This window comes from Streptomyces sp. NPDC003038 (assembly GCF_040611115.1).
Lineage (GTDB): Bacteria > Actinomycetota > Actinomycetes > Streptomycetales > Streptomycetaceae > Streptomyces.
Map to the genome: position 1 here is coordinate 479704 of NZ_JBEXNN010000001.1, position 20823 is coordinate 500526.

The window sequence follows — 20823 nt, forward strand, 5'->3', positions numbered from 1 at the left end:
CTGGCAGGGCTGACATCGCCCTGCGGGCAAGCCGGCCTCGCCGGCGAGTGAGGCGGGCGGCGCGGGTCCGGCGCCGCTGCGCCGGGCCCGGGACGGCTACGGCCCACGGGGCAGCCACGACGTGGTCGACAGCCCGCGAAGCCGCCGTGCAGTGGCGCCGGGCGCCGACGCCCACCGCCCGGCCGGCGGCGGCGCCAGGCCCGGGCGGCTACCGTCGGCCGGCGGTCGCTCGCAGGGCAGCCAGGACGTGGCCGACAGCCGGCGCCGCCTCCGCCCCCCGGCGTACCGCCGCGACCACGTGCCGGGCGGGGCGGTCGTGGGCGAGGACCCGGACCGCCACGCCCGAGGCACGGCTCGACACCATCCGGGGGACCAGGGCGACGCCCATCCCCGCCTCCACCATCGCCAGGATCGCGGTCCACCCGGACGCCGAGTGCGCCTGCTCCGGTACGAAGCCGGCCGCCTCGCAGGCGCTGCGGGTGATCTCCGACCAGGGGCCGCTGCCGCCGTAGATCCACCGGTCCCCGGACAGGTCCGCCAGCCGCACGTCCCGCGCGGCCGCCAGCGGATGGCCCGGCGGGAGCGCCACGTCCAGCGGGTCCTCCAGCAGCGTGATCCGGGTGAAGCGGGGATCCCGCGCGGTCGGGGCGTGCGCCGCCAGGGACAGCGCCAGGTCCACGATCCCGGCGGACAGGAGCTCGTACGACTCGGCGGCCTCCGTCTCCCGCACCCGGACCTCCACCCCGGGGCGGGTGCGCCGCAGCGCCGCCACGGCCGGGACCACGAGCGCCGGTACGGCGGTGGAGAAGGCTCCGATCCGTACCTCACCGGCGTCCCCGGCGAGGTACCCGGCCAGTTCCGCATCGGCCCGCTCCAGCTGCGCGAACACCGCTTCCGCGTGCCGCAGTACGAGGTGGGCCGCGTCGGTGAGGCGGACGCGGCGGCCCTGCGCCTCCAGCAGCACCACGCCCAGCTGCCGTGCGAGATTGGTCAGCTGCTGCGAAACGGCCGAGGGCGTCATGTGCAGCGCCTCGGCCGTCGCGGTGACGGTCCCCCGTTCGGCGAGGGTCCGCAGGATCCGCAGCTTCTTGATGTCCCACTCGCTCATGGGCCGAACCTACCGGCGGGCGGCGCCCAGTCCCACGCCGCCGAGGATGAGCGCCATGCAGAGCAGCTGCGCCGGCCCGGTCCGCTCGGCCAGCAGCAGGAAGCCGAGCCCCGCGACGCACACCGGCTGGAGGTAGTACACGATGCCCGCGCGGGCCGCCCCGATGACCGCGACGGCCTTGTTCCAGGCGAAGAAGGCGACGGCGGAGGAGAACACCCCGACGTACAGCAGCTGTCCGACCACCGCGGTGGTGACCTCGAATCCTCCCTGGACGGCGACGGAGAGGGCATAGGCGGGAGCCAGCATCAGCGCGCCGAGAACGAAGCTGGTGAGGAGGAAGGCCAGTCCGCCCAGTTCGGCGGGCTTGCGCTTGAGCAGTGCGCTGTAGCTGGCGAAGGAGAGTGCGGCGGCGAACATCCACAGGTCGCCGGGCCCGAAGTCGAAGCCGAGGGAGCCGTCCCCGACCAGGAGCAGCACCCCGAAGGCGGCGAGCAGCATTCCGAAGGTGCGCCGGGCTCCGAGCCGTTCGCCACCGAGGCGGGCGTAGAGCGCCATGATGACCGGCGAAGCGGCCATGATCATGCCCATGTTGGAGGCGGAGGTGGTCAGTCCGGCCTGGTGCACGAGGGTGTTGTAGAGGGCGACGCCGAACAGCGAGGCGAGGGAGATGTAGCCGAGGTGCCGCCGGATCAGGGCCCGCTGCTGCCAGGCCTGGCGGGCGGCGAAGGGAGAGACGGCGAGGAGGGCGATGATCCAGCGCCAGAAGACGGCCTGGACGGGCGGGACGGTGTCGGCCATCCCCCGGGTGGCGACGAAGCTGCCGGACCAGACGACCGTCGCGAGCAGGGCGAGGAGTACGCCGAGCCCGGCGGCCCCCTTCTTCCCCGTGGTGCCGGGCTTGCCTTGCGCAACGGTGCGGACGCGGTCCATGACGGCCACTGTGTGTCTCCCCCTCGGGGTCCGGAGTGTGTGTCGTGGGCCTACCGTCGCACCCCGCCATCAGTCAGGTCCATCGAAATGTTTCGATCGATTCGTTCACTTTTACTGAACGAACGCGAGAGGCGGGCGGCCGCCAGCTGCCCGGCGAGCGTGGCACCGAGGGCGATCGCCATGCCGGCCAGCTGCACGGCCGAGAGCGCCTGCCCGAGGGCTGCCCAGCCGATGACGGCCGCGGTGAGGGGGGAGAGCGGGCCCAGCAGGGTGACCGAGGTGGCGGTGAGCTGTCCGATGCCGCGGAACCACAGCCAGTACGCGATACCGGTGTTGATCAGCATCATGTAGCCGTAGCCGAGGAGGGCCTTGCCGTCGAGCGCGGGCGGCGCCCCCTCGACGAGCGCGGCGACCGGGATGAGGACCAGTCCGCCCGCGGTGAGCTGCCATCCGGTCATGGCCAGCGGACCGACGCCTTCCGGGCGCCCCCAGCGCTTGGTCATGACGGTGCCCGCGCCCATGGAGGCGGAGGAGACCACACCGGCGATGACGCCGACCGGGTCGAGCGTCGCCTCGGCGGTCAGGACCACCATGCTCACGCCGAACGCCCCGAAGACGGCGGCGAGTACGGTCCGCAGGCTCGCCCGCTCCCCCAGGAGGAGGGCGGCGAGGCCTACGACGAACAGCGGTCCGGCGGCGCCGAGCACGGCCGCGACGCCGCCGGGCAGCCGGTACGCGGAGAGGAACAGCAACGGGAAGAAGGCGCCGATGTTGAGCGTGCCGAGGACGGCGGACTTCCACCACCACGCGCCCTGGGGAAGGGTGCGGGAGAGGGCGATGAGCAGCAGCCCGGCGGGCAGGGCCCGCATCACTCCGGTGAACAAGGGCCGGTCGGGCGGAAGCAGCTCGGTGGCGACGGCGTACGTCGAGCCCCAGGAGACGGGAGCGAGGGCGGTCAGGGCGACGGTGGTGAAACGCTTCATTGCGGGTGATCTCCTCGGGGCAGGTGAGGAATCCGGGACCGGGCGGGCCGTCCGGTCGCCTCAGGCGGCCGCGGGGGCCGGTGTCCGCGGGCTCTCGGCGGCGAGGGCGACCGGCGGCTCGGCGTGCACGGCGTCCGCGGGAAGGTGCCGCTCCAGCCGGACCAGCGCCAGGGCGGCACCGAGGGCGGCCACGGTCAGGACGGCCCAGGGCAGTCGGCCGTCGACGGAGAGCAGGGCGGTGAAGAGGGAGGGGGCCAGCGCGGTGGCCAGCGAGTAGGACAGCTGGTGCCGGCCCGGCCCCTGACCCGGCGCCCGGACCCGTCCCCGCCGCCGGAGCTGATCCCGATGCCGAAGAGGAGCGAGCGCTCCCCCGTGACCCTCGCGTCTCGTGCGGACGCCTTCGTGAACCGTGTCATCACTTTCCCCCGAGTCGGTCGCTTGTAAGTAGCTTACTGCTAAGCTACTTACGGTCAAGCAACTTTCTTGCGAACGAACCGACCGAGACCGGATACTGCATCCATGAGCGAGGCCCCCCAGGCACCCCCGGCACCCCCGAACGACGCGAGCGCGGACGCCGTCGACGCGATCACCGCCCAGTGGCACGCGGTCCGTCCGGACCTGGACACGGCCCCCATGGCCGTCTTCGGGCGCATCTACCGGATCACCAAGTCAATGGGTGACGCGATGGAACAGGCCTACGCGCGCTTCGGCATCTCGCGCGGCGAGTTCGACGTCATCGCCACCCTGCGCCGCTCGGGCGACCCTTACACCCTCTCGCCCCGCCAGCTGTCGGCCACCCTCATGCTCACCACGGGCGGCATGACGGGGCGTCTGGACAAACTGGAGAAGGCCGGGCTGCTCCGCCGCACGCCCGACCCCCACGACCGGCGCGGGCTCCAGGTCACCCTCACCGACCGCGGCCTCGCACTCATCGACGAGGCCGTCACCGTCGGGCTGGAGGTGCAGCGCGCCGCGCTCACCGGGCTGACGCACGAGGAGGTCGGCGTACTGACCGGCCTGCTCCGCAAGCTCATGGCCGGCGTCTGAGGCGCCGGGCCCGAACAGCCGGGGCCCGAAGAGCCGGCGTCTGAACGGCCGGGGTCCGAAAACGGACACGCCAAGGCGCCGGGGGTCGCACACGGCCGAATGGCTCGGCCGTGCGGACCCCCGGCGCCCGGGAAGTCCTACGGGGACGACCCGCCGGGGTCAGCCCTGCTTCTGCTGCTTGCGCGACTTGTCGCCGACCATCACGAGGCCCGTGATGACCAGGAACAGCACGATCGGCGCGGCCACGTACAGGCCGAGCGTCTCGGCAATGCTCAGACCCGGACCCGGGTCGTCACCGTCGTCGCGGGTCAGCGCGAGGGCGGGAGACGTCATCAGCAGCATCATCAGCGTCGTTCCGGCCGTGACGGCGCCGGCGCGCAGAGCGTTCTTCTTGTCCACGGTGCCAACGTAGCGAACAGCTAAACGGCCCGCGCGCCCGGGGGTGCCGTACGGGGTCCCGCGCCGGGCCCCAGCCCTTCCCGCACCGCGCTCAGCAGGGCGTTCGCCCGGGGCGACGCGGTCAGCTCCTCCAGGGTCAGCGGCCGCCCCTCGGCGTCGGCCACCGGCAGCCGCCAGTTGGGGTATTGGTCCCAGGTGCCCGGAAGGTTCTGCGGCCGCCGGTCGCCCACCGCGTCCGGCAGCCATACGCCGACCAGCCGCGCCGGGGTGCGCAGCAGGAACCCGTACAGGGCGCGTACGGCGGCCTCCTCACCCTTCGTCTCCAGCCCGAGCCCCTCCAGCACCTCCAGCCACTCGGCGGTGTCGGCAGCGTCCTCCGCGCGCTCCAGCTCCACCGGGCGGGTCAGCAGGCCGAGCCGGTCGCGCAGCTCCACATGGCCCCCGGAGAGCTTGGCGGCCGTGGGCGGCAGGTCGTGGGTGGTGGCGGTGGCCAGGCAGTCGGGCCGCCAGGCCGCAGGTCCGAGGGGACGGCCGTCGCCGCCCCAGTCCCGCTCGAACCAGAGCACCGAGGTACCGAGCACCCCGCGCCGGGTCAGTGAGTGGCGGACCCGCGGCTCCACCGTCCCGAGGTCCTCGCCGATGACGAGGGCTCCGGCCCGGTGGGCCTCCAGGACCAGGACCGCCAGCATCGCCTCACCGTCGTAGCCCACGTACGTGCCCTCCGCGGGCGGGGTCCCCCGCGGGATCCACCAGAGCCGGAACAGGCCCATCACGTGGTCGATGCGCAGGGCGCCGGCGTACCGGAACACCCCGCGCAGCAGGGCCCGGAAGGGCGCGTACGCGGAGCGCTCCAGCGAGTCCGGCCGCCAGGGGGGCAGCCCCCAGTCCTGACCGCGGGCGTTGAAGGCGTCGGGCGGCGCCCCCACCGTCGCCCCGGTGGCGTGGACGCGGGGCTCGGCCCAGACGTCCGCGCCCTCCGGGTGCACGCCGACGGCCAGGTCGTGGACGAGCCCGACGCTCATCCCCGCCTCCCGGGCGGCCCGCTGGGCGGCGGCGAGCTGGGCTTCGGTCAGCCAGGCGAGCCAGCTGTGGAACTCCACCCCCTCGGGCGACGCCTCGGCGCCCTCGGGCCAGCGCGCGCGGTCGGCGCCGTACTGCTCGGCCAGCGCGAACCAGGCGGCGTGCCGGGCCAGGACGGCTCCGCCCTCGGCGCGGAACCGGGCGAAGTCGGCGGCGCGGCCGGGCTCGCGCGGGACGGCGTACAGCAGTTCCAGGGCGGCGCGCTTGAGGGCCCACACGGCGTCCCGGTCGATCAGCGCCCCCTTCTCCAGGACCTGGCGGCGCAGCTCCCCGCCCCGGGCGGCGAGGTCGGCCAGGCGCTCCTGACGGGCGCACCGCGCGTGCTCCGGGATGTCCTCGATCCGCAGGTACACCGGGTCGGGGAAGCGGCGGGAGGACGGCCGGTAGGGGGAGGGATCGGTCGGCGTTCCGGGCACGGCCGCGTGCAACGGGTTGACCTGGATGAAGCCGGCGCCGTGGGTGCGGCCGGCCCAGCGGGCGAGCGAGGCGAGGTCGCCCAGGTCGCCCATGCCCCAGGAGCGTTCGGAGAGCAGCGAGTAGAGCTGGACGAGCAGCCCGTGGGTCCGCTCGGGCGCGGCCGGGGCCCGGTCGGGGGCCAGGATCAAGGTGGCCTCGGCCGTACGGCCGTCGGGCAGGGTGACGCCGATCCGGTGGACTCCCAGCGGGAGCCCGTCGGGCAGCGGCCCGCCGGGGCCGGTCTCCCACTCGGCGGCCCCGAGCCGGGCCCCGCCTCCGGCTTCGCCCCCTCCCGCCGGTCCGGGCTCGGGGTCCGGCCGCGGCGTTGGCTCCGCCGCCTCCGGCTCCAGGCGGATCCGGGTTCCCGGCGGCAGGGCGGACAGTTCGGGCGGCGGCGGCTCGCCCTCCCACCGCACGAGCACGGGCGGCAGCAGCCGCGCCGCTGCGGCCCGTTCCGCATCGGCCAGCCGCTCGCGGATGTCCTCGGGGGTGCCGGTGACCACGCCGAGCAGCGCGAGTACGGCGGCGACGGAGGCCTCCGGTACCGGGACGGTGACGTCCGCGGCGGGCTGGTAGGCGGTGGCGATGCCGTGCAGGGCCGCGAGCCGGGCCAGGTCGTCCATGTACGCACTCCTTCGTGCCTGAGTGGGAGTCAAAAGGCATGGAACACGGTCGGGAGGACCGCGGCCATGCCTTTCCTTACCGAGTCGGCCGGTGCTGACCGGTCTCGGCCGGTGCGGGCCTGCGCCGGCCGGTGCCGACCGGTGCTGACCGGTGCCGACCGGTGCCGACCGGTGCCGACCGGTGCTGACCGAGTGCGCCGGCTCCGGACGTGATCCGGTTACTCCCTCCGAAAGACGTCTCCGCCGAGGACCGCGTGCCCAGGACGCCCCCCGTTCACCCGTACGAGATGTGCCGACGGTCCGTCATGTCACGTTCTCGCGGCCCCGATGCGCCCGCGATGCGGCCCAGTGGCCGGCCACCCGCATTGACACTCCCGGCGCACAAGTGATGGGCTCGGGCGCATTCGTACGAGCGGGAGACGTCGAGACGGGAGGCCCGGTGCGGCTCAGGGGCAGGAAGCGGGCGACGGCCGTCGCCGTCGCCGTCATCGGGACGCTCCTGGGCGGCGCCGCGGCCTCGGGGCCGCCCGGAGCCTTGACGGCGCCGTCCGCACCGGTGAACCCGGCCCCGGACCCGGCCGCCGGAGCCGCCCCGCAGCCCCTCCTCGACCCCCGTTCCGACCCCCCGCGCACCACCGCCGAGGGGCCGGCCGTGTGGCCGCGGCCGCAGTCGATGACCGCCGACCCGGCGCGCGAGGTCCCGCTGGGCGCCGAGGCCGTGCTGGTGGCGCCGTCGGACGCCGATCCGTACGCGGTGCAGGTGGTACGGGACGCCCTGCGCGGGGCGGGCGTACGGACCCTGCACGAGCGGGCCCCCGGCGCGGCGCTGCCCGAGCGGGGTACGGTCGTACGGCTCCAGGGCCCGGACGCCCGGGAGGCGCTGCGGGCGCTGGGCGCGGCCGAGGCCGGCGACCTGCCGGACGGGGGCTACCGGCTGGCCGTGGGGCGCCCCGGGGGCCGGGACACGGTCGCGCTGGCCGGCATAGGGGAGGAAGGGCTGTTCCACGCGGCGCAGACGCTGCGTCAACTGCTGGCTGCGGGCGGGGGAAAGGCGCCCGGGGTCCTGGTGCGGGACTGGCCGACCGCACCCGTACGCGGGATCACCGAGGGCTTCTACGGGCAGCCGTGGACGCAGGAACAGCGCCTCGGGCAGCTGGACTTCATGGGCCGCACCAAGCAGAACCGGCTGCTGCTCGCGCCCGGCGACGACCCGTACCGGACGACGGGCTGGCGCCAGGAGTACCCGCGCGAGCGGCAGGAGGAGTTCCGCGCGCTGGCCGAACGGGCCCGTGCCAACCGGGTCGTGCTGGGCTGGGCGGTCGCACCCGGCCAGTCGATGTGCCTGTCCTCGGCGGCCGACCGGGCGGCTCTCGCCCGCAAGGTGGACACCATGTGGGAGCTGGGGTTCCGGGCGTTCCAGGTGCAGTTCCAGGACGTCAGCTACACGGAGTGGGGCTGCCGGGCGGACCGCGAGCGGTACGGGAAGGGCCCGGCGGCGGCCGCGAAGGCGCACGCGGAGGTCGCGGACGGACTGGCCGCACACCTCGCGGAGCGCCACCCGGGGTCGGCGCCGTTGTCGCTGCTGCCGACGGAGTACTACCAGGAGGGCGCCACCGCCTACCGGACGGCCCTCGCCGGCGCGCTGGACGGGCGGATCGAGGTCGCCTGGACGGGCGTGGGCGTGGTGCCGCGCACGATCACCGGGAAGGAACTGGCCGGGGCGCGCTCCGCCCTGGGCCATCCGCTGGTCACCATGGACAACTACCCGGTCAACGACTGGGACCCGGGCCGGATCTTCCTCGGCCCCTACACGGGCCGTGACCCGGTGGTGGCGGGCGGCTCGGCGGCGCTGCTCGCCAACGCCATGCCGCAGGGCACCTTGTCCCGCATCCCGCTCTTCACGGCGGCGGACTACGCGTGGAACCCGCGCGGCTACCGCGCCGGGGAGTCCTGGGCGGCGGCGGTGCGCGAGCTGGCGGGCCCGGATCCGCGGACGCGGGAGGCGGTGGCTGCGCTGGCCGGGAACACCGTCTCGTCGGGTCTGAAGCAGGAGGAGTCGGCGTACCTGAAGCCGCTGGTCGAGCAGTACTGGCGGGCCCGCGCGACCGGTGACCCGGCGGCGGGAGCCGATCTGCGCAAGGCGTTCACGGTCCTGCGCGAGGCCCCGGCCCGGCTCCCGGCCCTGTCGGGTGAGGCGGGGCCCTGGCTGGAGCGCCTCTCGCGCTACGGGACGGCGGGCGAGCTGGCGCTGGACGTGCTCCAGGCCCAGGCGCGCGGCGACGGCGCGGCGGCCTGGCGGGATGCCCGGGCGCTGGCGGCCGCCCGGCAGAAGCTGGCCGAGCCGGGCCCGGCGCGCGTGGACAAGGCCGTCCTGGACCCCTTCCTCGCGAAGGCGGCGGAGGCCGCGGACGCGTGGACGGGAGCCGCCCGCCGGACGGGCACGGTGACCGAGGATCCGCAGGCCTGGACGGTACGGCTGGACGCCGCGCGCCCGGTGTCGGCGGTGACGGTGATGACGGACCCGCTCGCGCCGGGGGTACGGGGGGCGGTCGTGGAGGCCCACGTGCCGGGCGAGGGGTGGCGCAAGGTCGCCACGGCCGAGGCGTCGGGCTGGACCCAGGTGGACACCGCCGGGCTGCGCGCGGACGCGGTCCGCCTCTCCTGGGCCGGAACCGCCCCCGCGGTGCACCAGGTCGTGCCCTGGCTCGGGGACGGTCCGGAGGCACGTTTCGAGCTGGCGGGCGGCGCCCGGACCGACGCCGAGATCGGCGGCGCCCCGCAGCGCGTCTCGGCGGAGCTGTCCGCGCTGCGCCCCGGCGAGGTCCGCGGCCCGCTGACGGCCCGGCCGCCCGCGGGCATCGAGGTCCGCCTCCCGGAGAGCGCCGTCGCCCCGCGCGGCACCCAGGTCTCGATCCCCCTGGAGGTCGTGGTCCCCCCGACGACCCCGCCGGGTACGTACGAGGTACCGGTGACCTTCAACGGGCAATCGCGCACCCTGACCGTCCGGGCGGTGGTCCGCACCGGCGGCCCGGACCTCCTGCGCACGGCGCGGGCGTCCTCCTCGGCGGACGAGACCCCGGACTTCCCGGCGTCGGCGGCCCTGGACGGCTCCGCGGCGACCCGCTGGTCGTCGCCGCCGGTGGACGGGGCGTGGTGGCAGGCGCAGCTGCCGGCCGCGGCCCGGATCGGCCGCGTCGATCTCCACTGGCAGGACGCCCACCCGTCGGCGTACCGGGTGGAGACCTCCGCGGACGGGGTGACCTGGCGGCCGGCCGCGGCGGTCCCGTCCTCCGGGGGCGGCCACGAGTCGCTGCGCATGGACGCCCCGGACACGCGGTTCCTCCGGGTGACGTGCGAGACGCGTGCGACGCGGTACGGCTGCAGCCTGTGGTCGGCGCAGGCCTACGCGGTCGTCCCTTAGGTCGTGTCCGGGCGCGGGGTCCGGGGCGGAGCCACGGCTGCCCGGACGCTCCGCCGGGCAGCGGGCGCGACCCGGCGGAGTCCCGGGCAGCGGAGCGCCCGTCAGGACGCCGCGACCCCGATGCGTTCCAGTGCGTCCTCGGCCCCGTACGGCTGGAGGTACGGCATCCACCGGGGATCCCGGTGCCCGGTGCCGATGATGCGCCAGGCCAGTCCCGACGGCGGCGCCGGCTGGTGGCGCAGGCGCCAGCCGAGCTCCAGCAGGTGCCGGTCGGCCTTGACGTGGTTGCAGCGGCGACACGCGGCGACGACGTTGTCCCACGCGTGCTGGCCACCCCGGCTGCGCGGGATGACGTGGTCGACGCTGGTGGCGACCCCGCCGCAGTACATGCAGCGGCCGCCGTCGCGTGCGAACAGCGCGCGCCGGGTGAGTGGAACGGGCCCCCGGTAGGGGACCCGCACGAAGCGCTTGAGCCGGACCACGCTGGGAGCGGGGACGACCCTCGTCGCGCTGTGCAGATAGGCGCCGGATTCCTCCAAGGAGACCGCTTTGTTCTCCAGGACGAGGACGAGCGCGCGGCGGAGCGGTACGACGCCGAGGGGCTCGTACGACGCGTTGAGGACCAGGACGTGCGGCACGGACTGCCTCCTTGTACGCCGGCGGCGCGTGGCTCGCGCCGGGACGATCTGCTCTCCAGTCTCTCCTCACCGCTGGTCGAAGCGCCACCACGCGCCCGTAACGGGTCCGAGGTGTTTTCGACCACACCCGGTCCGCGGGCCGCGAGCATCCGCAGGTGAATCCGGTCTCCGCGCTCCGACGGCACGAGGTGAAGGGAATGCCCCGTTAGTGTGGTTGGTCTGCCCGCACACTTCCTCCGGACTCCGTCCGGGGGACCCCCGTCAGTGGGCAGACCGCTACGCCTGGAGGTTCCCGCCGTGCCCTGGCCTGCCGCCTTGCTGCCCCTGGCAGCCGACAACCCGGACGCGTCCACCACGCTCAAGGAGACCCACGAGAGCGTCACCAACGCCGCGAGCTTCATCGAGGAGAACTGGGCCGGATGGCTGTACCTCGGCCTGCGGATCCTCCTCATCATCGTGATCGCCGCCGCGCTGCGCTCGGTGGTCCGCAAGTCGCTGACCAAGCTGATAACGCGGATGAACCGGGGCGCCGAAGCCGTCGAGGGCACGGCGCTGGGCGGGCTCCTGGTCAATGCGGAGCGGCGGCGCCAGCGCTCCGAGGCGATCGGTTCGGTGCTGCGCTCGGTGGCCTCGTTCCTGATCCTCGGCACGGCCGGGCTGATGGTGCTCGGGGCGCTGGACATCAATCTGGGCCCGCTGCTGGCGAGCGCCGGTGTGGCCGGTGTGGCGATCGGTTTCGGCGCCCGGAACCTGGTGACGGACTTCCTCTCCGGCGTGTTCATGATCCTGGAGGACCAGTACGGCGTCGGGGACAAGATCGACGCGGGGGTGGCCTCCGGTGAGGTCATCGAGGTCGGGCTGCGGGTGACCAAGCTGCGCGGGGACAACGGCGAGATCTGGTACGTGCGCAACGGCGAGATCAAGCGGATCGGCAACCTCAGCCAGGGCTGGGCGACCGCCGGTGTCGACGTCCAGGTCAAGCCGTCGGAGAGCCTGCCGCGGATCCGCGAGGTGGTCCAGCAGGTCGCCGACGGCATGGCGAAGGAGTCCCCGTGGGACGAGCGCCTGTGGGGCCCGGTGGAGGTGCTCGGCCTGGAAGAGGTGCTCCTCGCCTCGATGACGGTGAGGGTGTCGGCCAAGACGATGCCGGGCCAGCAGTTCGCGGTGGAGCGCGAGTTGCGCTGGCGGATCAAGGAAGCCTTCGACGCGGCGGGCATCGCGATCATCGGCGGCCTGCCCGCCCCGGACGAGGACGAGGCCCCGGCGGACCTGTCGGCCGCCGTCGCCGCGCCCTCGGCACTGGCGAACCCGGCCTCACCGCAGTCCCTGGCCACCACCCCCATCCCGCCGCCGGCCGCCGCGAGCGGTCCCAGGATCACCAAGTAACCCCCTCGTCACACCGTCCGCTGCCCCGCAGGTCATTTCCTGCGGGGCAGCGGCATTGACAGGCCGAAACGGCAACAGGAAACTTACCTAACAGTTCACCTCGGTGAGGGAGACCGCTCCATGCCCGCCGCCACACCCGGAACCCCCAGCCTGCTGCGCGCCATGAACGACCGGGCCGCACTGGAGCTCCTGCTGACGCACGGCCCCCTGTCCCGGACCCGGATCGGCCACCTGACCGGGCTCTCCAAGCCCACCGCCTCCCAGTTGCTGGCCCGCCTGGAGACCGCCGGACTCGTGATCGCCACCGGCACCGACGGCGGCCGCCCCGGCCCCAGCGCCCAGCTGTACGCGCTCAACGCCCGGGCCGCCTACGTCGGCGGCCTCGACGTCACCCCGGGACGCGTCCTGGCCGCCGTCGCCGACCTCACCGGCGAGGTCATCGGCACGCACGAGCTCCCGTACGCCGAGGGCGCCGACGCCGTCGAGCAGGTCACCGAGGCCCTCGACGGGGCCGCCAAGGCCGCCGGGCTCCACCGCGGCGACCTGCACCGGCTGGTCATCGCCACCCCGGGCGCCTTCGACCCCCGGACCGGCCAGCTGCGCTACGCCGGCCACCTCCCCGGCTGGCACTCCCCCACCCTCCTCGACGACCTGGCCGCGGCGCTGCCCATGCCGGTCGAGTACGAGAACGACGTCAATCTCGCCGCCGTCGCCGAACAGCGGCTCGGCGCTGCCCGGGGCCACGAGGACTTCGTCCTGCTGTGGAACGAGGAGGGCCTCGGCGCCGCCCTCGTCCTCGGCGGTCGGCTGCACCGCGGCTGGACCGGCGGCGCGGGCGAGGTGGGCTTCCTGCCCGTACCCGGCCATCCGCTGGTCCGGCAGGTCGCCCGGGCCAACACCGGCGGCTACCAGGAGCTGGCCGGAGCACAGGTGCTGCCCCGGCTCGCCGCGGAGCTGGGCGTCGAGGCCGAACCGGCCACCGCACCGAGCACCGCACCGGGCACCGCACAGGGCACCGCACAGGGCACGGTGCCCGACGCCTCGCACAGCCAGGAGGTCGCCGCCGCCGTCGCACTGCTCGCACGGGCCGCCGCCACGCCGGAGGGGCCCTACCTGGACTTCCTCCGGTCGTACGCCACCGCGCTCGCCACCGGTCTCGCCTCGCTCGTCGCAGTCCTCGACCCCGAGATCGTGGTGCTGTCCGGCGCCGTGATCACCGCGGGCGGCGATCCGCTGCGCGCCCTGCTGGAGGCCGAGCTCGCCGAGCTGGCCCCCTCGCGTCCCCGCCTGGTCAGCGGCGGGGTGCGGGAACGGCCCGTCCTGCGCGGTGCGCTGGAGAGCGCGCTGGCCACCACCCGCGACGAAGTGTTCGACACCTCCCGCTGACCCGCTCCTCCCCCCTCTCGCCCCCGTCCCCGTCCCCGAACGCGACTGGCACCCCTCCCGGCAGTTCCTCCCGTAGAGAGCGAGCACCGCCATGCCCAGAACCGGACGCCTGATCACCGCGGCCACCCTGATCGCCGCCATATCCGTGCTCGCCACCGCCTGTACGGGTCACAGCGGCGCCGCGGCCGCCGACGACCCGGACAAGGAGGTCACCCTCACCTTCTGGCACGGCTGGTCGGCAGCGAGCGAGGTCAAGGCGATCGAGGAGAACATCGCGCGGTTCGAGAAGGCGCACCCGAACATCAAGGTCAAGGTCACCGGCAACATGACCGACGGCAAGGTCAACCAGGCGCTGCGCGCGGGCGGGGACAAGGCCCCCGACGCGGTCGCCTCCTTCACGACCGACAGCGTCGGCACGTTCTGCAACTCACGCGCCTTCGCCGACCTGAATCCCTTCCTCCAGAAGTCCGGGATCGACAAGACGAAGGTCTTCCCCAAGACCCTGCTGGAGTACACCCAGTTCAACGGCAACCAGTGCACGCTGCCGCTGCTCAACGACGCGTACGGCCTCGTCTACAACAAGAACGCCTTCGCGGCCGCGGGCATCACCGAACCGCCGAAGACCTGGAGCCAGTTCACCGAGGTCGCGCAGAAGCTGACCATCGCGCGCGGGGACTCGTACGAGCAGCTCGGCCTCATGCCCACCTTCCACGGCTACGAGACCACCCCCATGCGGCTGGCCGCCCAGTGGAGCCCCACGTACTTCGGCCCCGACGGCAAGTCCAACCTGGCCAAGGACCCGGCCTTCGCGAAGATGCTGACCGCGCAGAAGGACCTGGTCGCCAAGCTCGGCGGCTACGAGAAGCTGGAGAGGTTCCGCAACACGTTCGGCGACGAGTGGAGCGCCGAGCACCCCTTCCACCGGGGCCAGGTGGCCATGCAGATCGACGGCGAGTGGCGGGCGTCGATGGCGAAGGAGGCGGGCGTCAGCTTCGAGATCGGCACGGCGCCGCTGCCCGTGCCGGACGAGCAGGCCGCCGACTACGGCAAGGGCTACCTCTCGGGCACGGTCATGGGCATCGCCTCGGTCAGCAAGAAGCAGAACGCGGCCTGGCAGCTGGTGAAGTACATGACGACCGACACCGAGGCGGTGGTGGCCTTCGCCAACGCCATCCACAACGTGCCGTCCACGCTGGCCGCCCTGGAATCCCCGAACCTCCAGGTGACCCCGGAGTTCAAGACCTTCATCGACATCGCCCGGCACCCGAAGTCGAGCACCACCCCGGCCCAGGCCGACGGCGGCACCTACCAGCTGACCTTCCAGGACTTCGCGTACGGGGTCGAGAAGGGGGACGTCACCGACCTCCAGGCCGGTCTCGCCAAGACCGACCAGCAGATCGACACGGACATCGCGAAGGCGAAGTAGCCCCCGATGCCCCGCACGCGTACGCACCCCGCGCGGGAGAAGCGCCGCCGCTCCACCCTGCGGACCGCGGCCTTCATGTCCCCCTGGCTGATCGGGTTCTCGGTCTTCTTCGCCTACCCGCTCGCCTCCACCGTGTACTTCTCCTTCACGAAGTACGACGGCTTCCGCCCACCCGTCTTCAACGGGCTGGACAACTGGAGTTACGTCTTCACGGACTACCCGCTGTTCTGGCCGGCGATGGGCAACACGCTGTGGCTGGTCGTGGTCATGGTCGGCTGCCGGGTCGTCTTCGGCCTCGGCGTCGGCCTGCTCATCACGAAGGTCAAGACGGGGGCCGGGGTCTTCCGGACCCTGTTCTACCTGCCCTACCTGGCCCCGCCGGTCGCCGCGACCCTGGCCTTCGTCTTCCTCCTCAACCCAGGCACCGGCCCCGTCAACACCCTGCTGGACTCGGTGGGGCTGCCCACGCCCGGCTGGTTCACCGACGCCGACTGGTCCAAGCCCGCCCTGACCGCCCTCGCGGTGTGGGGGATCGGCGACCTGATGGTCATCTTCATGGCCGCGCTGCTCGACGTACCGAAGGAGCAGTACGAGGCCGCCGAGCTGGACGGCGCCGGGGCCTGGGCGCGGCTGCGGCACATCACCCTGCCGAACATCTCTCCGGTCATCCTGTTCGCCGTGGTCACCGGGGTCATCCAGGCCATGCAGTACTACACCCAGCCGCTGGTGGCGGGAAAGGTGGCCTCCGGCGTGATCGGCGGCTCCGGCCAGCAGTTCGAGCCGGGGTACCCCGACAAGTCCACCCTGACGCTGCCCCAGGTCGTCTACAACGTCGGCTTCCAGCGCTTCGACTACGGCGCCGCATGTGTCGTCGCGCTGGTCCTGTTCGCCCTCTCCATGGCCTTCACCGCGCTCCTGATGCGCCGCCGTGGCGGACTGATCGGAGCAGGTGACCGCTGATGCCCCGCAATCGCAGAGCCGTACTGCACTGGGTCGCGGTCCACTCCCTGGCCGTGGCCGCCGCCCTCTTCTTCGTCCTCCCCTTCGTCTTCCTCCTGCTCACCTCCCTGATGAGCGACCGGCAGGCGCTGACCAGCGAGCTGTGGCCCGACACCTGGCAGTGGGGCAACTACGCCAAGGTGTGGGACACCCCGGGCTTCCTGACCTGGTGGCGCAACACCCTGCTGTACGCGGGACTCGGCACCCTGCTCACCGTGGTCTCCTCGGTGCCCGTCGCGTACGCGCTCGCCAAGTTCCGCTTCCGCGGACGGCGGCTCTCGCTGCTGCTGGTGATCGCGATGATGATGCTGCCGCCGCAGGTGGTGGTCATCCCGATGTACCTGTTCTGGGCCAAGCAGCTGGACCTGTCGGGGACCCTGTGGCCGCTGATCATCCCGATGGCCTTCGGCGACGCCTTCTCCATCTTCCTGCTGCGCCAGTTCCTGCTGACCATCCCCGACGAGTACCTGGACGCGGCCCGCGTCGACGGCTGCGGCGAGGTGCGCACCCTGCTGCGCGTCGTCCTGCCGATGGCCAAGCCGGGCATCGCGGCCGTCGCGCTGTTCCAGTTCTTCTGCGCGTGGAACGACTACTTCGGCCCGCAGATCTACGCCTCCGACAATCCGGCGGCCTGGACCCTCAGTTACGGACTGGAGTCCTTCAAAGGGGCCCACCACACCAACTGGAACCTGACCATGGCGGCGACCGTGCTGGTCATGGCACCCGTGATCGTCCTCTTCTTCTTCGCCCAGAAGGCGTTCGTCGAGGGAGTCACCCTGACCGGAGTGAAAGGCTAGTGCCCATGAAACTCGCAGTGGTGGGCGGCGGTTCCACCTACACCCCCGAGCTGATCGACGGCTTCGCGCGCCTGAGCGACACCCTGCCGATCGGCGAGCTCGTGCTGATCGACCCGGCCACCGAGCGGCTGGAGCTGATCGGCGGCCTGGCCCGGCGGATCTTCGCCCGGCAGGGGCACCCGGGCCGGGTCACCACCACCACCGACCTCGACGCGGGCGTCGCCGGCGCCGACGCGGTCCTGCTCCAACTGCGCATCGGCGGCCAGGCCGCCCGGCTCCAGGACGAGACCTGGCCGCTGGAGTGCGGCTGCGTCGGGCAGGAGACCACCGGTGCCGGCGGGCTCGCCAAGGCCCTGCGCACCGTCCCGGTCGTCCTCGACATCGCCGAGCGGGTCCGCCGGGCCAGCCCGGACGCCTGGATCATCGACTTCACCAACCCCGTCGGGATCGTCACCCGGGCGCTCCTCCAGGCCGGCCACAAGGCCGTCGGCCTGTGCAACGTGGCCATCGGCTTCCAGCGCAGGTTCGCGGCGCTGCTGGACCTGACGCCCGCCGACATCCACCTGGAACACGTGGGGCTCAACCACCTCACCTGGGAGCTGGGGGTCCGCAGGGGCGGGCCGGACGGCGAGGACCTGCTGCCCCGCCTGCTCGCCGCACACGGGGACGCGATCGCCGGGGACCTCCGCCTGCCGCGGGCGGTGCTGGACCGCCTGGGCGTCGTACCGTCCTACTACCTGCGCTACTTCTACGCGCACGACGAGGTCGTACGGGAACTCGGGACGAAGCCCTCGCGGGCCGCCGAGGTCGCCGCCATGGAGAAGCAGCTGCTCGCCCTGTACGGGGATCCCGCGCTCGACGAGAAGCCGGCGCTGCTGGCCGAGCGGGGTGGGGCCTTCTACTCGGAGGCGGCCGTGGACCTGGCGGCGGCGCTGCTGAGTGGCGGCGGCTCGGCCGTGCAGGTGGTCAACACGTACAACAACGGCACCCTGCCGTTCCTCCCCGACGACGCCGTCATCGAGGTGCAGGCGCGCCTCCACGGCACCGACGGCTCCGGCCCCGTGCCGCTGGCGGCGCCGCGCCTGGACCCGCTGTACGCCGGGCTGGTCTCGCACGTGAGCGCGTACGAGGACCTCGCGTTGGAAGCGGCGGTGCGCGGCGGGCGTGACCGGGTCTTCAAGGCGCTGCTGGCGCACCCTCTGGTCGGCCAGTTCGACCTCGCCGAAGGGTTGACGGACCGGCTCCTCGCGCACAACAAGGAGCACTTGGCATGGGCGTGAGCCGGCCCGCCGACCCGTCCGGCATCGACCCCGGCGCCGTGGCCGCCGACACCGCCCACGCCACCGACACCGACACCGACACCGACCGTCACGCCCGTCCCCGCCCCCCTTCCTCTCCCTCTCCTCTCTCCCCACCCTCCCCTCCGGCCGTGCTCGCCATCGACGCCGGCAACAGCAAGACGGACGTCGCGCTGATCGCCGCGGACGGCACCGTGCTGGGCACCGGGCACTCAGGGGGCTTCCAGCCGCCGCGGACCGGTGTGGAGGCGGCCGTGGACGTCCTCGGGCAGGCCGTCGCGGAGGCGGCGGAGGCAGCCGGGCTGCCGGCGCTGCGGCCCGGATCGCCGTACGCCCACCAGGTCTCGGCCTGCCTGGCCAACGCCGACCTCCCGGTGGAGGAGCGCCGGCTCGCGGACGCGATCAGCGCACGCGGCTGGGGCGCGGCCACCGAAGTGCGCAACGACACCTTCGCGATCCTGCGCGCGGGGCTGCCCGGGTCGGCCGAGCGCCGCGGCGTCGCGGTGGTGTGCGGGGCCGGCATCAACTGCGTGGGCATGCTCCCCGACGGGCGCACGGCCCGGTTCCCGGCGCTCGGGCAGATCTCCGGCGACTGGGGCGGCGGGAGCGGCCTGGCGGCGGAGGCGCTGTGGTGGGCCGCGCGGGCCGAGGACGGCCGGGGCGGCCCGACGGAACTGGCGGCGGCGCTGCCGGGGCACTTCGGGCTCGGTTCGATGTACGAGCTGATCGAAGCGCTGCACCTGGGCGCGCTGGCACAGCGGCGGACCCATGAGCTGGTGCCGGTGCTGTTCGCGGTGGCCGGAGCGGGCGATCCGGTGGCCTCGGCGATCGTGGAGCGGCAGGCGGAGGAGGTGGTGGCCCTGGCGGTGGTGGCGCTGGGCCGCCTCGGCCTGCTGGATCAGGAGGCGCCCGTCCTGCTCGGCGGCGGTGTGCTCGCCGCCCGGCACCCGCGGCTCAACGGGCGGATCGAGGAGCTGCTGGCCGAACGGGCCCCCTGCGCCCGGGTGTCGGTGGTCGCGGCGCCACCGGTGCTGGGCGCCGGGCTGCTGGGGCTGGACGCGCTCGGGTCCCCGCCCGAGTCCCATGGAAAGCTCCGTGCCCATTTCGGGTGAACCTGCCCCGGGGGGCGGTGGGTCTGGAACCGTGGCGGTCGCGGAAACGTATTGACGGTGAAGGGGTGGCGGGGGGCGCCCGCCGGGCGGACCGCCGTCGGAGGGGGTCTGGTTCGGGCGTCGGGTGGTGTGGTCCACCGTCACTACGGCCATACTGCTGCGGAGCAGGCAGGACCGAGGGGGAGGTCACGGTGGCGATCACATCACGCGCGCCCGCACCCGGGGGCGGTGTCCCGGTGCCGCCCGCGGCGCCGCCGGACCCGCCGCCCGGGCGCAGCACGGCCTGGGCCGAGGGTGTGGAGCGGCTGCGCGAGGCGGCGACGACCGAGCCCGGCCGGCTCCGGATCATCGGCGCCGTACTGGCCGGCCTCATCGTGCTGTTCGGCTCGGTCAGCCTGTGGGAGATCTCGGGCCGGATCACCGCCGCCGATGACGTGGTGGGCCGCAGCCAGCCGCTGAGCGCGGACGCCGCGAGCATCTACCGTTCCCTCGCCGACGCCGACACGGCGTCCTCCAGCGGATTCCTCGCGGGCGCCCAGGAACCGCGGGAGGTCCGCGAGCGGTACGAGAAGGACATCGCCAACGCCTCCCGGCTGCTGGTGAGCGCGGCCGCCAACACCGGGGCGGATGAGGAGTCCCGCAAGCAGATAACCCTGCTGAGCGAGCAGCTGCCCCGCTACACCGGCCTGATCGAGCAGGCCCGGGCCACCAACCGGCAGGGCCTGCCCCTGGGCGGCGCCTACCTCCGGTACGCCAATGAGCAGATGAGCACCCAGCTGCTGCCCGCCGCCCAGCGGCTGTACGAGGCCGAGACCGGCCGGCTCTATTCGGACTACGACGACGCCCGGTCCTGGCCGCTGGCCTCGATCGGGACGGGCGTGCTCGCGCTCGTCGGCCTGGCGTGGGCGCAGCGGCGCAACTACCGGCGTACGAACCGGGTCTTCAACCAAGGGCTGCTGGCCGCGACGGCCGCCTCCGTGGTGGTGCTGCTGTGGCTGGCCGTGGGGCACACGGTCGCGCGGGCGGGGCTGAGCGAGGCGCGGGCGGACGGTCAGGAGTCGCTGAAGGTGCTGGGCGACGCGCGGATCGCCTCCCTCCAGGCGCGGGCCGGCGAGAATCTGACGCTGATCGCGCGGGGCGCCGTACTGGCCGAGGACAACAAGTCCGACAAGTACGACGTCGACTTCACCACGAAGATGAAGCAGCTGGACGCGGGCCTCGCGACCGCGCTGCGGCTCGCCGACGACGCCGCCGGCCGCGAGCCCGTCACGCGTGCCGTGGAGGGCGTGAAGGAATGGAAGCAGCGGCACGCGGCGGCCCGGGAGACGGACCTGAAGGGCGACTACGAGCTCGCGCTGCCCCAGGTCATCGGGGAGAAGGAGAGCAGCGGGGCCGCGTTCGACACGGTCGACGCCTCCCTGGCGCTGGCGGTGGCCCATGAGCAGCGGGAGTTCACCCGGGCGGCCCGGGACGGGCTCGGCGCTCTGGACGGGTTGATGACGGGTGCGGCGATCCTGGCGGTCGTCGGCGCGGCGGCGGCGGTGCTCGGCATCGGGCGCAGGCTTTCGGAGTACAGGTGAGAGCGATGCGGATACGACGGAGGCGAGTCCCCCCGGGCTCCCAGAACCACGAGAGCCACCAGGGCCCCCAAAGCCCCGAGGGCGGTGAGGGCTGTGCGGGCTTCGCGGAACACGAGGACCACAGCGGCCACCACGGTCACAGCGGCCCCGGAGG

Annotated in this window: 17 protein-coding genes; 10 read left to right on the forward strand and 7 right to left on the reverse strand. The window is 73.7% G+C overall.

Annotated features, from left to right (window positions below; all coding sequences use genetic code 11):
- Nucleotides 1-208 precede the first annotated feature (208 nt).
- The 4 genes from ABZX75_RS02220 to ABZX75_RS02235 are packed head-to-tail and all read right to left on the reverse strand — an operon-like array spanning nt 209 to nt 3213.
- Complete coding sequence (locus ABZX75_RS02220; RefSeq protein ID WP_355406839.1) at nt 209-1108, reverse strand: LysR family transcriptional regulator; 900 nt, start codon at nt 1106-1108, stop codon at nt 209-211.
- Nucleotides 1109-1117: 9 nt separating this feature from the next.
- Nucleotides 1118-2038 carry an EamA family transporter gene (locus ABZX75_RS02225; RefSeq protein WP_355406841.1) on the reverse strand — a complete coding sequence of 307 codons (921 nt, stop codon included), beginning with the start codon at nt 2036-2038 and terminating at the stop codon, nt 1118-1120.
- A 50-nt stretch (nt 2039-2088) separates the two neighbouring features.
- On the reverse strand, nt 2089-3021 hold the full coding sequence (locus ABZX75_RS02230) for an EamA family transporter (protein ID WP_355406843.1): 933 nt from the start codon (nt 3019-3021) through the stop codon (nt 2089-2091).
- Between the two features lie 60 nt (nt 3022-3081).
- On the reverse strand, nt 3082-3213 hold the full coding sequence (locus tag ABZX75_RS02235) for a hypothetical protein (protein WP_355406845.1): 132 nt from the start codon (nt 3211-3213) through the stop codon (nt 3082-3084).
- A 327-nt stretch (nt 3214-3540) separates the two neighbouring features.
- On the opposite strand from ABZX75_RS02235, the gene ABZX75_RS02240 reads away from it, so the two are divergent.
- Nucleotides 3541-4068 carry a MarR family transcriptional regulator gene (locus ABZX75_RS02240; RefSeq protein WP_355406847.1) on the forward strand — a complete coding sequence of 176 codons (528 nt, stop codon included), beginning with the start codon at nt 3541-3543 and terminating at the stop codon, nt 4066-4068.
- Nucleotides 4069-4227: 159 nt separating this feature from the next.
- Here ABZX75_RS02240 and ABZX75_RS02245 read toward each other — a convergent pair whose 3' ends face one another.
- Together ABZX75_RS02245 and malQ are read right to left on the reverse strand one after the other, a co-directional pair.
- Complete coding sequence (locus ABZX75_RS02245) at nt 4228-4467, reverse strand: hypothetical protein (protein ID WP_355406848.1); 240 nt, start codon at nt 4465-4467, stop codon at nt 4228-4230.
- Nucleotides 4468-4487: 20 nt separating this feature from the next.
- Complete coding sequence (malQ, locus tag ABZX75_RS02250; protein ID WP_355406850.1) at nt 4488-6626, reverse strand: 4-alpha-glucanotransferase; 2139 nt, start codon at nt 6624-6626, stop codon at nt 4488-4490.
- A gap of 439 nt (nt 6627-7065) precedes the next feature.
- Here malQ and ABZX75_RS02255 point away from each other — a divergent pair, with 439 nt between their 5' ends.
- Nucleotides 7066-10047, forward strand: a complete 2982-nt coding sequence (locus ABZX75_RS02255) for a beta-N-acetylglucosaminidase domain-containing protein (protein ID WP_355406852.1) — start codon at nt 7066-7068, stop codon at nt 10045-10047.
- Nucleotides 10048-10148: 101 nt separating this feature from the next.
- Here ABZX75_RS02255 and ABZX75_RS02260 read toward each other — a convergent pair whose 3' ends face one another.
- Nucleotides 10149-10685, reverse strand: coding sequence for an HNH endonuclease (locus ABZX75_RS02260; RefSeq protein ID WP_355406854.1), 537 nt, complete (start codon nt 10683-10685; stop codon nt 10149-10151).
- A gap of 297 nt (nt 10686-10982) precedes the next feature.
- Here ABZX75_RS02260 and ABZX75_RS02265 point away from each other — a divergent pair, with 297 nt between their 5' ends.
- The 8 genes from ABZX75_RS02265 to ABZX75_RS02300 all read left to right on the forward strand — a co-directional run bounded on the left by ABZX75_RS02265 (nt 10983) and on the right by ABZX75_RS02300 (nt 20669).
- Nucleotides 10983-12071, forward strand: coding sequence for a mechanosensitive ion channel family protein (locus ABZX75_RS02265; protein ID WP_355406856.1), 1089 nt, complete (start codon nt 10983-10985; stop codon nt 12069-12071).
- Nucleotides 12072-12191: 120 nt separating this feature from the next.
- Nucleotides 12192-13457, forward strand: a complete 1266-nt coding sequence (locus tag ABZX75_RS02270; protein WP_355406858.1) for an ROK family transcriptional regulator — start codon at nt 12192-12194, stop codon at nt 13455-13457.
- Between the two features lie 91 nt (nt 13458-13548).
- A complete protein-coding gene (locus ABZX75_RS02275; protein ID WP_355406860.1) occupies nt 13549-14883 on the forward strand; it encodes an ABC transporter substrate-binding protein in 1335 nt (444 codons plus the stop codon).
- A gap of 6 nt (nt 14884-14889) precedes the next feature.
- A complete protein-coding gene (locus tag ABZX75_RS02280) occupies nt 14890-15843 on the forward strand; it encodes a sugar ABC transporter permease (protein ID WP_355406862.1) in 954 nt (317 codons plus the stop codon).
- Nucleotides 15843-16679: a carbohydrate ABC transporter permease gene (locus ABZX75_RS02285; RefSeq protein ID WP_355406864.1), complete on the forward strand. Its 837-nt coding sequence runs from the start codon at nt 15843-15845 to the stop codon at nt 16677-16679. Before ABZX75_RS02280 ends, ABZX75_RS02285 begins: the two co-directional genes overlap by 1 nt.
- A gap of 5 nt (nt 16680-16684) precedes the next feature.
- Complete coding sequence (locus tag ABZX75_RS02290; protein WP_355406866.1) at nt 16685-17959, forward strand: 6-phospho-beta-glucosidase; 1275 nt, start codon at nt 16685-16687, stop codon at nt 17957-17959.
- A gap of 212 nt (nt 17960-18171) precedes the next feature.
- Nucleotides 18172-19089, forward strand: coding sequence for a BadF/BadG/BcrA/BcrD ATPase family protein (locus ABZX75_RS02295; protein ID WP_355407025.1), 918 nt, complete (start codon nt 18172-18174; stop codon nt 19087-19089).
- Nucleotides 19090-19385: 296 nt separating this feature from the next.
- Nucleotides 19386-20669 carry a hypothetical protein gene (locus ABZX75_RS02300; RefSeq protein ID WP_355407027.1) on the forward strand — a complete coding sequence of 428 codons (1284 nt, stop codon included), beginning with the start codon at nt 19386-19388 and terminating at the stop codon, nt 20667-20669.
- Nucleotides 20670-20823: the final 154 nt, after the last annotated feature.

Bases quoted from the DNA above. Each gene is read 5' to 3' on its own strand.
- ABZX75_RS02230 (WP_355406843.1), bottom strand. From the start codon at position 3,021: ATGAAGCGTTTCACCACCGTCGCCCTGACCGCCCTCGCTCCCGTCTCC.
- ABZX75_RS02270 (WP_355406858.1), top strand. From the start codon at position 12,192: ATGCCCGCCGCCACACCCGGAACCCCCAGCCTGCTGCGCGCCATGAAC.
- ABZX75_RS02225 (WP_355406841.1), bottom strand. From the start codon at position 2,038: ATGGACCGCGTCCGCACCGTTGCGCAAGGCAAGCCCGGCACCACGGGG.
- ABZX75_RS02285 (WP_355406864.1), top strand. From the start codon at position 15,843: ATGCCCCGCAATCGCAGAGCCGTACTGCACTGGGTCGCGGTCCACTCC.
- ABZX75_RS02280 (WP_355406862.1), top strand. From the start codon at position 14,890: ATGCCCCGCACGCGTACGCACCCCGCGCGGGAGAAGCGCCGCCGCTCC.
- ABZX75_RS02220 (WP_355406839.1), bottom strand. From the start codon at position 1,108: ATGAGCGAGTGGGACATCAAGAAGCTGCGGATCCTGCGGACCCTCGCC.
- ABZX75_RS02275 (WP_355406860.1), top strand. From the start codon at position 13,549: ATGCCCAGAACCGGACGCCTGATCACCGCGGCCACCCTGATCGCCGCC.
- malQ (WP_355406850.1), bottom strand. From the start codon at position 6,626: ATGGACGACCTGGCCCGGCTCGCGGCCCTGCACGGCATCGCCACCGCC.
- ABZX75_RS02240 (WP_355406847.1), top strand. From the start codon at position 3,541: ATGAGCGAGGCCCCCCAGGCACCCCCGGCACCCCCGAACGACGCGAGC.
- ABZX75_RS02290 (WP_355406866.1), top strand. From the start codon at position 16,685: ATGAAACTCGCAGTGGTGGGCGGCGGTTCCACCTACACCCCCGAGCTG.